A 12,588-nucleotide genomic window follows, 5' to 3' on the forward strand; every position below is an offset into this window, starting at 1 on the left:
TCTGATCGGCTTCTGATCCGCGTTCCGCGCGGCTCCGCCCAGCTCAACCCAGAACCACCCAGCTCAACCCAGAACCACCTTGCACGGCAGGGGCCCGGCCCGGGTGACAGCACCGGGCCGGGCCCCTGCCACGCCCCGGGCGAGTACGGGGGACTCGCCCGGGGCCCTCACGCCGCCTTCGGCTTCCCCGGCTCCTCCGGGAGCACGTTCTTCCGCACGTCCCCGGGCGGCCCGTCCGACCGGGGCTTCTCCGGGCGCACGTCCACGGGCAGCTCGTCCGGCGGGTCGCCCAGCGCCGCGAGCGCCTCCTTCGCGCGCGGTGCGAGCAGCGGCGAGAAGTACGGGTTGATCCGCAGTGCCTCCGCGAGATGGCGGCGGGCCGGGCCGTACTCCTCCAGAGCCCGCTCGATCTCCCCTCGGTGGTACGCGAACAGCGCGCTGCGCAGCCCCTCGTCGGTGGCCTTCTTCGCGTACACCAGCGCCTCCTTCGGCGCGCCCGACCGGAACAGCGCCCAGCCGAGCGCGTCCGCCAGCTGCACGGAACGGTGCCCGCCCGCCCACGCGGCGCGCAGCCGCCGGACCGCGTCCGCCGTCCGCGCCGCGTCGCCGTGGTCCGCGTCGAGCAGCCCCAGCGTCACCTCCGCGCCCGGCCAGGCCGCCCCGGTCCGCAGCCGGTCGTACCGGGCCCGCGCGTCGCCGTCCAGGCCGAGCGACTCGTCCAGCTCCGCCGCCTCCAGGACGTACTCCGGCAGCGGCAACCGCTCCAGGGCCGCCCGCCAGTCCCGTACAGCCTCCGCCGTCCGCCCCAGCGCCGCCCGCGCCCGCGCCCGGCCCGCGAGCGACGGCCCGTGATCCCGTACGAGCCCGAGCGCGGCGTCGTACTGCGCGAGGGCCTCGCGCGGCTCGCCCCGCTCCCACGCCAGGTCACCGGCCGCGGCCAGCGCCGCCGCCTTCTCCGGGCCCGTCTCCGCCAGCGCCACCGCGTCCAGGGCCGCCGCGCCCGCGTCCTCGCGCCAGCCCATGTTCCGGTAGAGCCGCGCCGAACGGGAGCTGACCGCGGAGCCCGAGCGCAGCTCGGCCAGCGTCTCGGTCGCCTTCTGGGCCGCCGGGTAGTCGCCGAGACCGTTGTACGCGTCGATCAGCACCGGGTACGCCGCCCAGCGCTTCGGATCCGCCTTCCGGGCCCGCTCGCCCCACTGCTTGCCCGCCGCCCAGTCACCGCGCGCGTTGGCGAGGGCCGCCATGCCCACCTGCGCGTCCGGGCTGCCGGCGCTCCGGCCGCCCAGGGACCGCTTGAGGGCCCGCTCGGCGCGGGGCAGGTCGGCCGGGTCGGCGCGCCGCAGCGCCCGCTCCGTATAGGCCGCGCCGAGCACCGCCCATGACTCCGCGTCACCCGGGTGGGACCGCAGCCACGTCTCCCGGTCGCCGATCAGCGCGACCAGATCGGGCAGCGCCGCCTGCGCCCCCGCGTTCGCCGCGTGCGTCGCCCGCTCGGCGGGACCGGGCGGCCGCTCCGGCGACCGGCCGACCAGCTCGGGCACGTACAGCAGCGCCGTCGCCGCGAGCACCGCGCCCACGCCGGAGGCGAGGACCGTCCGCGACACGTTCTCGGGTCTCATGGCGCACACTGTGCGCCCGCGCGCCGCTGTACGAAGAGCACACCAGCACCGGGCGACGGCGGGTTCACACCGATGGCCCCGGGTGCCAGGCTGGAGGCATGGACGATCTTCACGAGAGGCTCCACACCCTGCTGCGCGCGGGGCTCCCCGCCGAGGCCGTGCTCACCGATCCCGACGTCACCGCCTCCTACGCCCACGACATGGCGAGCTTCTGCGCGGCCGGCACCCCCGCGGCCGTCGTGCTCCCGCGCACCGTCGAACAGGTCCAGCACGTCATGCGCACGGCGACCGAACTGCGCGTCCCCGTCGTCCCGCAGGGCGCCCGCACCGGCCTGTCCGGCGCCGCCAACGCCACCGACGGCTGCGTCGTGCTCTCGCTCGTCAGAATGGACCGCATCCTCCAGATCGACCCGGTCGACCGGATCGCCGTCGTCGAACCGGGCGTGGTCAACGCCGTGCTCTCGCGTGCCGTCGCCGAACACGGCCTGTACTACCCGCCGGACCCCTCCAGCTGGGAGACGTGCACCATCGGCGGCAACATCGGCACCGCGTCCGGCGGTCTGTGCTGCGTGAAGTACGGGGTCACCGCCGAGTACGTGCTCGGTCTCGACGTCGTCCTCGCCGACGGACGGCTGCTGCGCACCGGCCGGCGCACGGCCAAGGGCGTCGCCGGATACGACCTGACCCGGCTCTTCGTCGGCTCCGAGGGCAGCCTCGGCATCGTCGTCGGGGCCGTGCTCGCCCTCAAGCCGCAGCCGCCCGCCCAGCTCGCGCTCGCCGCCGAGTTCCCGTCGGCGGAGGCGGCCTGCGCGGCCGTCTGCACGATCATGGAGCGCGGCCACACCCCGTCGCTCCTCGAACTGATGGACGGCACCACCGTCCGGGCCGTCAACGAGCTCGCCCACATGGGCCTGCCCGACACCACCGAGGCGCTGCTCCTGTGCGCCTTCGACACCCCGGACCCGGCCGCCGACCTGGCCGCGGTGGGGGAGCTGTGCCGGGCCGCGGGCGCGACGGAGGTCGTCCCGGCGGACTCCGTCGCCGAGTCCGAACTCCTCCTCCAGGCCCGGCGGCTCTCGCTCACCGCACTGGAGACCATCAAGTCGGCCACGATGATCGACGACGTGTGCGTGCCGCGCACGAAGCTCGCCGCGATGCTCACGGGCACGGCGGCGATCGCCGAGAAGTACGCGCTGACCATCGGCGTCTGCGCACACGCCGGCGACGGCAACACCCACCCCGTCGTCTGCTTCGACCACGCCGACGAGGACGAGTCGCGGCGGGCGCGGGAGTCCTTCGACGAGATCATGGCGCTCGGCCTCGAACTCGGCGGCACGATCACCGGCGAGCACGGGGTGGGCGTGCTGAAGAAGGAGTGGCTGGCGCGGGAGCTCGGGCCGGTGGGCGTGGAGCTGCAGCGCGGGATCAAGAAGACGTTCGACCCGCTGGGCCTGCTGAACCCGGGCAAGCTGTTCTGACCCCGGGCAAGCTGTCTGACCTCTGGCCCCTGACCCCTGGCCCCTGAGCCCTGACCTCTGCCCCCTGACCCCTGACCCCTGGCCCCTGGCCCCTGACCCCTGAGCCCTGACCTCTGACCCCTGGCCCCTGACCTCTGGCCCTCCGGCACTTCCGTGCCCCGGTCTCACAGGTCACCGTCGGCGGACTCGTCCGACGGCCACGGGTCGCGCAGCCACAGGTCGTCCGCCAGGACGGTGGTGGCGAGCAGTTCGGCCAGCCCGTCGTCGATGCCGAGCTGCTCGGTCTCGGTGCCCGGCGGCACCACGCGCAGGGTCCGCTCCAGCCACGCGGACACCTGCGCGGACGGGGCCTCAAGGAGGGCGTCGCCGTCGGGCGAGGACAGGGCCATCAGGATGACGTTCCGGCCGTCGACCTTCGTCGGCCAGATCCGTACGTCCCCGTGCCCGCACGCCCGGAACACGCCCTCCACGAGCAGCTCGCGCGCGAACGTCCAGTTGACCGGGTGGTCCGTGCCGATGTGGAAGGTGATGTGGACGGCGTACGGGTCGTCGACGCGGTAGGCGAGGCGGGCGGGGACGGGGACGGAGCGCTCGGGGGAGAGGACGAGCCTGAGTTCGAGCTCGCGCTCGACGACGTTGTTGTTGTCCGTGTTCTGCATGGCGGGCTGCCTCTCTCTGCGTGTGCCCGGGTGGGCCTTCACCGGGAGAGAGAGGGGTCGGGCGGATCCATTACGCGACTTCGGAAAAGTTTCTGGGGAAATTTTTCCGGCGCCGGTCCGGCGCCGGTCCAGAGCCGGTTCGGAGTCGGTCCGGAGCCGCTCCAGGGCCGGCCGGACCCGGATCGAACCGGGTCTACGGGGGTAGGCGGGGGCCCGAGGATCACTCTGGGTGATGATTTTGTGGGGGTGTCCCCCGAAGGCGGGCTTTCTGGCGGGCTCCTTGTCCCAGCGGGGCCGTTCTTCGTTACTGTCCTCCCTGGGCCGCGGGCGCGGTCCGCGCGGATCAGGGCGTTGTGACGGAACGGAGTCGGGGAAGTGGCTACTCCTCCAGGAGGCGGCGGAGACGTACCGCAGGCGGGCTACTACCCGGACCCGTCCATTCCGGGGTACATCCGCTTCTGGAACGGCGGCGCGTGGGTTCCCGGCACCAGCCGGCCGGCCCCCAAGGAGGACGAGTCCGCCCCCGGCGCGCCGGCCGCCCCCACCCCGCCGCCGGCCCCGTCGGCGCCCTCGGTCGAGGAGACGGGCCCGATGTTCCTGGACGAGGACCCCGTGTCCACGCCCAGTGAGCCCGCCTCGGCCTGGCAGGCCACCACCTCCCAGCAGACGGGCTTCGGTGGCGACCGCGACCAGCGGGTGTCCTGGGGCCGCCCGGACGCGGCGGACCCGCGGGCGGCGGGCACGGGATGGCCGGCGGCAGCCGGCGAGGACGCCGCGCACGCCGGCACCCCGGCCGACGGCCGTGCACCCGCCGGCACCCCGGCGGACGGCCGTGCACCCACCGCCGCCCCGGTGGTGCCGGGCCAGGGACACGGCGGCTCACCCGCGTGGCCCGCTGCCGGCGGTCAGGCCGACGCCAAGTCGGGTGCTTCCGCGGCGGCCGACGCCGCCGGTGACTCCTCCGCAAGCGCAGGACCGGCCGTCTGGCCCGCCGCCGGGCAGGCCGACGCCAGGTCGAGCGCTGCCGCCTCGGCGGTACGCGGCTCCGCCGACGCCGCCGACCGGGCGCCCGGCGTGGCCCCCGCGGCAGGCAACGGAGCGCAGGGCCCGGGCAGCGCTCCCGCCGCGACCCCCGGACGCGCGGGTGCCGTACCCGGCCAAGGCCCCGTCAGTGCTCCGGCCGCGACGCCCGGACCCGCAGGACCCGGCCAAGGCCCGGGCAGCGCGCCGGCCACGGCGCTCGGACGCGCGGGTGCCGTACCGGGTCAGGGCCCGGGCAGCGCTCCCGCCGCGACCCCCGGACGCGCGGGTGCCGTACCCGGCCAGGGACCGGTCAGCGCCCCGGCAGTGACGCCCGGACAGCCCGCGGCCGGAGGCCCGGGGGCCCATCCCGCCTGGCCCGCCGCCGGTTCGCAGTCCGGCACCCCCGCCGCCGGTCCCCAGTCGTCCGGTGCCCCTGCCGCCGGTCCGCAGTCCGGCACCCCCGCCGCCGCCTCCGCGCGGCTCGGCGGGATGCCCGCCGGACCGGCCGCCGGCGCCTTCGCCCCTCACTCCTCCGCGCCCTGGGCCCCGCAGGGGCAGCAGGCCTCGCAGGGCCAGGTTGGTCAGGCCGGTCAGGTTGGTCAGTCCGGTCAGGCCGGTGCCGACTCCGCGCCGCCCGTCGTCCCCTGGAAGCCGCCCGTCGACGATCCCTTCCTCGCCGCCGTGCGGGAGCAGGCCGCCGCGCGGCCCGCCGGGATGGGGCGGCGGCTGCTCGCGCGGATCGTCGACGGGGTGGTCTTCGGCGCGGCCATGGGCGCCGTCGCCTATCCGTTCGTCAGCGCGGCGCTCGCGCACATCGAGGAGAAGATCGAGGCGGCGCGGCAGTCCGGGGTCACCGTGCAGGTGTGGCTGGTGGACTCGACGACGGCGGTGCAGTTCGGGATCGTGCTGGCCGCGTTCCTCGTGCTCGGCGTGGTGTACGAGGTGCTGCCGACCGCGAAGTGGGGGCGCACGCTGGGCAAGAAGCTGTGCGGCATCCAGGTGCGGGACATCGAGGCGCACGAGCCGCCCACGTTCGGCGCCGCGCTGCGGCGGTGGCTGGTGTACGGGGTGCTCGGGCTGATCGGGGTCGGGGTGCTGAACGTGCTGTGGTGTCTGTTCGACCGGCCGTGGCGGCAGTGCTGGCACGACAAGGCGGCCAGGACCTTCGTGGCGGGTTAGCGGGTTAGCGGGTTCGCGGGTTAGCGGGTTCGCGGGTTCGCGGTCAGCGGGTCAGCGGCTCAGCGGCGTCGCGGGACGGCCCGGGAGCCGTCCTCCCCCGAACGGGGGGCGAATCGTTGCGAGGCTCATGAGGGCGGGATGCACTGCCCCCATGAGCAACGATCAGCCGCCGCCTCCGCCCTCGGGTCCGCCGCCCGAGGACGACCCGTTCAGCAAGCGGCCCGCCGGCCCGCCGGGCGCCGGCCAGCCGGGCGGCACCCCGCCCCCGGAACCCCCTCCCGGCGGCCCGCCCCCGGGCACCCCGCCACCGGGCCCCCCTCCCGGCGGACCACCTCCCGGCGGACCACCTCCCGGCGGCGGCGGACCACCTCCCGGCGGCGGCGGACCACCGCCCGGCAACCCGTACGACAACGCGCCCCCGCCCCCGTACGGCGGGAACGGCGGTTACGGCTACGGCGGGCCCGATCCGCTCTCCGGCATGCCCCCGCTCGCCGACTCCGGGCGCCGGATCATCGCCCGGATCATCGACTGGCTGATCATCGCCGTGCCGCTCGCGATCATCGGCATCCCGTTCAACATCTACAGGCACGCCACCAACAGCGACAACTTCGACGCCACCGTCAACAGCCTCAACGGCGGCAGCCAGTTGGCGTTCCAGCTGCTCACGATCGTCGCGTACGTCGCCTACGACACCGTCATGGTCGCGACGCAGCGCGGTCAGACCCTCGGCAAGAAGTGGATGAAGCTGCGCGTCGCGATGCTCAACGACGGGTCGACGCCGCCGACGAACACCGCGCTCGTCCGCGCGCTCGTGCTCTGGCTGCCCGCGCTGATCTGCTGCGCCTGTCTGTGGCCGCTGATCCTGCTGATCCTGATCCTCGTGGACAAGCCCTACAAGCAGGGTCTGCACGACAAGGCCGCCAAGACGGTCGTCGTGTCGGTCCCGTCGTAGCTCCTCCGTCGCGGACTACGAACCGGTCCGGGTGTCGGCCCCCGCGCCCACGGGCGCGGCCGGCACCCGGATCTCCTCGTGCGCCTCGGGAGACGACGCGTCACTCGCGTCCGGGGTCTTGACGGGCCGTCCCCGTACCGGCATCGTCACCGCCACCAGCACTCCCACCAGCACTCCGAGCAGCAGCCCCGCGGCGCAGACCGCCGCGATGCCGAGCAGTGTGGTCGTGCCGGAGAGCAGCAGCAGGGCGGCCGTCGACAGTACGACGGTGGCCGAACCGTAGGCGAACTGTGCGGCGTTCACGGCGTTCGGGCGCATGACGGGTACCGTCCCTCGGGGCGAGCGTGGCAACGGGCGACTCTATGACGGTGGATGCCCGAGCGGAACCGGAAGTAAGCGTGACCTAACCCACGGGTCGTGTGAGCCGGTGCACAGGGGGCGCAGGGGCGCACGGCCGGGCCTCGGGCGCCGCCCGTGCTCCCGCACGCCTTACCGCAAGTTCGTTCGATGTTCGACTATCGGAAATCCGCTCCTGCATAGTGCAGTTGGTCTGTCCAAGTCAAGATCTGTCTTTTCTGCTTTAACTCCGGTCGAATGTCGTCACTTGTGACGCGCGCTTCCGCCCGGGCGGACACCCCACCATGCGATCCGCCGGTGTCGAGCGCGCCCCTGGGGAGGACAAACAAGTGACCAACAAGCGACGGGCGATCAGAACGTCCGCCATCGTCGTGGTGCTCGCGGCCACCGCCGCCACCGCTTCGACCTTCGGCACCGCGTGGGCCGACTCGCACAGCGACGCGCCGGCGACGAGCGCCGCTGCCCGGGCCAACGCGATCGACAAGGCCGCGGTCGACCACGACCTCGACGGCCCGTTCAGCAAGCAGCAGGAGCAGGCGCGCAAGGCCGCCGTGGAGCAGGTGCTCAGCGGCGAGACCAAGGTGGAGAAGCGCGGCGCCTCGCAGGTCGTCAAGCTCGACAACAAGAAGTACGTCGAGCTCGGCCGCGAGAAGACCGACAAGATCTTCACCATCCTCGTCGAGTTCGGCGACAAGGTGGACAACACCACCCTGGTCGACCGCAAGGACGACGACACCACGGACCTCAAGCCGAAGTACGGCGGCGAGCCCGGTCCGCTGCACAACACCATCGCGCAGCCCGACCGCGCGAAGGACAACTCGACGGCCTGGCAGCCGGACTACAACCAGCAGCACTTCCAGGACCTGTACTTCGGCACCGGCAAGGACAAGGCCGGCAACCCGAAGCACTCCATGAAGACCTTCTACGAGAAGACCTCCTCCGGCCGTTACTCGGTCGACGGCGAGGTCTCCGACTGGGTCAAGGTCCCGTACAACGAGGCCCGCTACGGCTCCAACTACTGCGGCCAGACCAACTGCGCCAACGTGTGGGACACCGTCCGCGACGGCGTCAACGCCTGGGTCGCCGACCAGAAGGCCAAGGGCAAGACGGACGCCGAGATCAAGGCGGACCTGTCGAAGTACGACCAGTGGGACCGTTACGACGCCGACGGCGACGGCAACTTCAACGAGCCCGACGGCTACATCGACCACTTCCAGATCGTCCACGCGGGCGAGGACGAGTCGGCCGGCGGCGGCGTCCAGGGCACCAACGCCCTGTGGGCCCACCGCTGGTACGCCTACGGCACCGACGCCGGCAAGACCGGCCCGGCCGGCAACAAGGCCGGTGGTACCCAGATCGGTGACACCGGCATCTGGGTCGGCGACTACACGATGCAGCCGGAGAACGGCGGCCTCGGCGTCTTCGCCCACGAGTACGGCCACGACCTCGGTCTGCCGGACCACTACGACACCTCCGGCGGCGAGAACTCGACCGGCTTCTGGGACCTGATGTCCTCCGGTTCCTGGCTCGGCGCCGGCAAGGACTCCATCGGCGACCTGCCCGGCGACATGAGCGCCTGGGACAAGCTGCAGCTCGGCTGGCTGAACTACGCCAAGGTCAACGACTGGCAGCGCGCCGCCAAGACCAAGTTCACGCTGGGCGTCTCGGAGTACAACACCAAGAACCCGCAGGCGCTCCTCGTCGAGCTGCCGAAGAGCAAGGTCGCCACCGAGGTCGTGGCCCCCGCCGAGGGTGCCACCCAGTGGTGGAGCGACATGGGTGACGACCTCAAGAACACCCTCACCCGTGACGTCGACCTGACCGGCAAGTCGAAGGCCTCCCTGGACCTCCAGGGCTGGTACGACATCGAGCAGGACTACGACTTCCTGTACGCCGAGGTCTCCACCGACGGCGGCGCCAACTGGAAGGCCCTCGACGGCACCGCCAACGGCAAGCCGATCGAGAAGGACGCCTCCGGCGCCCCGGCGCTGACCGGCACCTCCGGCGCGTACCAGAAGCTCTCGTACGACCTCGACGCCTACGCGGGCCAGAAGGTCAAGCTCCGCTTCCGCTACCAGACGGACGGCGGCGCGGGCGGCAAGGGCTTCACGGCCGACGCCATCACGCTGACCGCCGACGGTGCCAACGTCTTCTCGGACAACGCCGAGAACGGTGACAACGGCTGGGTCGCCAAGGGCTTCTCGCGCATCGGCAAGGGCTTCACGAAGGAGTACGAGCAGTACTACATCGCGGAGAACCGCCAGTACGTCTCGTCCGACAAGACCCTCAAGACCGGCCCGTACAACTTCGGTTTCACGGGTGACAAGGCCAGCTGGGTCGAGCACTACCCGTACCAGAACGGTCTGCTGATCTGGAAGTGGGACCTGTCCCAGAAGGACAACAACACCTCCCAGCACCCGGGCAAGGGCCTCGTCCTCCCGATCGACGCCCACCCGAGCCCGCTGAAGTGGAGCGACGGCACCCTGATGCGCAACCGCGTCCAGGCGTACGACTCCCCGTTCAGCATCTCCGGCACGGACGGCTTCCAGCTGCACAAGCTGGGCCAGGCGACCTGGGTCCCGTCCCAGGCCGGCAACCCGGTCTTCGACGACCACAAGGGTGTCTACTGGTTCGCCGAGACCCCGCGCGCCGGTGTCCAGGTAACTGACACCAACACCCAGATCCGTGTCCTCAAGGAGGCCAAGGACGGCTCCACGGTCACGGTCCAGGTTGGCCCGTCGGTGAAGTAACAGCTAATTCTCCTGCATCACCGCAGGTCAGAGCATGATCGGCCGTCGCCCCCTAGCGGGCGGCGGCCGATCGTGTTTAGGTGCCTCGTACGGCTCCGGCCGTCCGACCTTATTGACATCAGTTCCACGGGGGAGTGGTTCCGCATGCCCAACGGAGGGTTCTGCAGACTGCCGGGAGGCAGTGTCGTCGTCGCCATCGGACTGCCCAGCCCGGCCGGCGACGGCGCCACCGTGCGCTTCCTGGTGCACGCCGCGAACCGCGCCCGCGCCCTGACCCGGCTGCGGAACCTGGGCCTGCGCGCCGTCTACCTCCGCGGCAACGCCGAGCCGCCCACGCCCGACGAGATAACGGCCGTGCTGCACCACCCGGAGGGCATGCTCTGGCGGATCACCGCCCAGGAGCTGTGGCACCCGATACGGTCCCTGCCGAAGGCCCCCGCGGCCTGACGCGGCGCCTCAGGAGCGGGCGACGACCGGGTTGCCGGTCAGCACCACGCCCGCCTGGCGCAGCTCCTCCATGGCCCGGTCCGTGGTCGGCTGCGCCACCGCCGCCGTCAGGTCGAGCAGCACCCGGGTGCGGAAGCCCTCGCGGGCCGCGTCCAGGGCCGTGGCGCGCACACAGTGGTCGGTGGCGATGCCGACGACGTCGACGTCGGTGACCTTGCGGGCACGCAGCCAGTCGGCGAGCGTGCTGCCGTTCTCGTCGCGCCCCTCGAAGCCGCTGTACGCCGCCTCGTAGGCGCCCTTGTCGAACACCGCGTCGATCGCGCCGCTGGCGACGGCGGGCGCGAAGTTCGGGTGGAAGCCGACCCCCTCGGTTCCGGCCACGCAGTGCCGCGGCCAGGAGGTGACGTAGTCCGGCTCGTCGGAGAAGTGCTCACCCGGCTCGACGTGGTGGTCGCGGGTGGCGACGACGTGCTGGTAGGCGGCCCCCGCCGACTCGCCGACCAGCTCGGTGATGGCGGCGGCGACGTCCGCGCCGCCGGTCACCGCGAGGCTGCCCCCCTCGCAGAAGTCGTTCTGAACGTCCACAACGATCAATGCGCGGTGCATGGCGGCTGTCCTTAGCGAGGCGTCGGCGGGGCGGGTCGGGGAACGGAGCTGAGCCTAGAGACTTCCCCCTCCCTTAGGGAGGGGGCGCTCTGAGGCATTACGGGTACCCGGTGGCGTCACGCGTATTCGGTCGGCAGCACCGGCTCGCCGCGCGACAGCTGCATCGCCGACAGCGGCAGCGCCGCGCGCGCCGCGATGTGCCGGGCGCGCGCCGCCTCCAGGGGCTCGCGGGCCACCACGTCACCGGCCTTGACCAGCTCGACCAGGAGCTGGCGGTCGACGAGCTCCGGCGGGACCGGGCCGGTGCCGATCACCTCGGCCTCGGCCACGCCCTCGGCGTCCGCCCGGCGCGCGGCCCACTTGCGGCCGCCGACCGACGCCTTGCCGCCGAGCGACTTCTTCGCGACCGGCACCAGCGGGGCCTTCGGATCGGCCGAGGAGGCGCGGGCGACCAGCTTGTAGACCATCGAGCAGGTGGGGTGGCCGCTGCCGGTGACCAACTGGGTGCCGACCCCGTACGCGTCGACCGGCGCGGCCGCGAGCGAGGCGATGGCGTACTCGTCGAGGTCCGAGGTGACCACGATCTTGGTGTCCCGCGCGCCCAGCTCGTCCAGCTGCGCCCGCACCCGGTGCGCGACGAGCAGCAGGTCGCCGGAGTCGATGCGGACGGCGCCGAGCCCGGTGCCGGCCACCTCGACGGCGGTGCGGACGGCCTCGGCGACGTCGTAGGTGTCGACGAGCAGCGTCGTACCGCTGCCGAGCGAGTCGACCTGGGCGCGGAAGGCGTCGCGCTCGGTGTCGTGCAGCAGGGTGAAGGCGTGCGCGGAGGTGCCGACGGTCGGGATGCCGTAGCGGAAACCGGCCGCCAGGTCGGAGGTGGAGTCGAAGCCGCCCACGTAGGCGGCGCGCGAGGAGGCCACGGCGGCCAGCTCGTGGGTGCGCCGGGCGCCCATCTCGATCAGCCGCCGGCCGCCGGCGGCGACCGACATGCGGGAGGCGGCGGCCGCGATCGCGGAGTCGTGGTTGAGGATCGAGAGGATCACGGTCTCCAGGAGCACGCACTCGGCGAAGGTGCCCTCGACGCGCAGCAGCGGCGAGCCGGGGAAGTACACCTCCCCCTCGGGGTAGCCCCAGATGTCGCCGGAGAAGCGGTAGCGGGAGAGCCAGGCGAGCGTCGGCTCGTCGACGATGCCGCGCTCGCGCAGGAAGCCGAGCACGCCGGCGTCGAAGCGGAAGTTCTCGACGGCGTCCAGGACCCGCCCGACGCCCGCCACCACGCCGTAGCGCCGCCCCTCGGGCAGCCGGCGGGTGAAGACCTCGAAGACGGACCGGCGGTCCGCGGTACCGGCCCTGAGGGCCGCCTGGAGCATGGTCAGCTCGTACTGGTCGGTGAAGAGCGCCGTCGACGGAACGTCCACCGGCAGCCCAAGGTCCGCAGCGTTCATGCGATGATGCTAGCGCAGTATTCGTCACTTTGACGAATACCCGCTCCGTGGGGTGACCCCGTTTGTGCGACAG

Annotated in this window: 10 protein-coding genes; 5 read left to right on the plus strand and 5 right to left on the minus strand. The window is 72.8% G+C overall.

The features are described 5' to 3' along the window. Positions 1 to 167: 167 nt before the first annotated feature. Positions 168 to 1,619, minus strand: coding sequence for a hypothetical protein (locus tag ACFYU9_RS06565; RefSeq protein WP_389206667.1), 1,452 nt, complete (start codon positions 1,617 to 1,619; stop codon positions 168 to 170). 98 nt (positions 1,620 to 1,717) lie between these two features. On the opposite strand from ACFYU9_RS06565, the gene ACFYU9_RS06570 reads away from it, so the two are divergent. Then, positions 1,718 to 3,097, plus strand: a complete 1,380-nt coding sequence (locus tag ACFYU9_RS06570; RefSeq protein WP_389206665.1) for an FAD-binding oxidoreductase — start codon at positions 1,718 to 1,720, stop codon at positions 3,095 to 3,097. Between the two features lie 164 nt (positions 3,098 to 3,261). Here the strand turns inward: ACFYU9_RS06570 and ACFYU9_RS06575 are convergent, their stop codons facing one another. Beyond that, the gene (locus tag ACFYU9_RS06575; RefSeq protein ID WP_389206663.1) at positions 3,262 to 3,756 is read right to left on the minus strand and encodes an SsgA family sporulation/cell division regulator; all 495 of its coding nucleotides are present in this window, start codon (positions 3,754 to 3,756) and stop codon (positions 3,262 to 3,264) included. A 375-nt stretch (positions 3,757 to 4,131) separates the two neighbouring features. Here ACFYU9_RS06575 and ACFYU9_RS06580 point away from each other — a divergent pair, with 375 nt between their 5' ends. Both ACFYU9_RS06580 and ACFYU9_RS06585 read left to right on the plus strand, forming a co-directional pair. Further along, on the plus strand, positions 4,132 to 5,958 hold the full coding sequence (locus ACFYU9_RS06580; RefSeq protein ID WP_389343220.1) for an RDD family protein: 1,827 nt from the start codon (positions 4,132 to 4,134) through the stop codon (positions 5,956 to 5,958). Positions 5,959 to 6,109: 151 nt separating this feature from the next. Continuing rightward, the gene (locus ACFYU9_RS06585) at positions 6,110 to 6,910 is read left to right on the plus strand and encodes an RDD family protein (RefSeq protein WP_389343223.1); all 801 of its coding nucleotides are present in this window, start codon (positions 6,110 to 6,112) and stop codon (positions 6,908 to 6,910) included. 15 nt (positions 6,911 to 6,925) lie between these two features. Here the strand turns inward: ACFYU9_RS06585 and ACFYU9_RS06590 are convergent, their stop codons facing one another. After that, positions 6,926 to 7,228, minus strand: a complete 303-nt coding sequence (locus tag ACFYU9_RS06590) for a hypothetical protein (protein ID WP_389343226.1) — start codon at positions 7,226 to 7,228, stop codon at positions 6,926 to 6,928. A 368-nt stretch (positions 7,229 to 7,596) separates the two neighbouring features. On the opposite strand from ACFYU9_RS06590, the gene ACFYU9_RS06595 reads away from it, so the two are divergent. After that, positions 7,597 to 10,017 carry an immune inhibitor A domain-containing protein gene (locus ACFYU9_RS06595; protein WP_389206655.1) on the plus strand — a complete coding sequence of 807 codons (2,421 nt, stop codon included), beginning with the start codon at positions 7,597 to 7,599 and terminating at the stop codon, positions 10,015 to 10,017. Between the two features lie 144 nt (positions 10,018 to 10,161). Continuing rightward, positions 10,162 to 10,464, plus strand: a complete 303-nt coding sequence (locus ACFYU9_RS06600; protein WP_389206653.1) for a hypothetical protein — start codon at positions 10,162 to 10,164, stop codon at positions 10,462 to 10,464. 9 nt (positions 10,465 to 10,473) lie between these two features. On the opposite strand, the gene ACFYU9_RS06605 is transcribed toward ACFYU9_RS06600, so the two are convergent. Beyond that, positions 10,474 to 11,070: an isochorismatase family protein gene (locus ACFYU9_RS06605; RefSeq protein ID WP_389343229.1), complete on the minus strand. Its 597-nt coding sequence runs from the start codon at positions 11,068 to 11,070 to the stop codon at positions 10,474 to 10,476. Between the two features lie 116 nt (positions 11,071 to 11,186). Beyond that, positions 11,187 to 12,515, minus strand: a complete 1,329-nt coding sequence (locus tag ACFYU9_RS06610) for a nicotinate phosphoribosyltransferase (RefSeq protein ID WP_389206649.1) — start codon at positions 12,513 to 12,515, stop codon at positions 11,187 to 11,189. Positions 12,516 to 12,588: the final 73 nt, after the last annotated feature.

Source organism: Streptomyces sp. NPDC004327 (genome assembly GCF_042873935.1).
GTDB lineage: Bacteria > Actinomycetota > Actinomycetes > Streptomycetales > Streptomycetaceae > Streptomyces.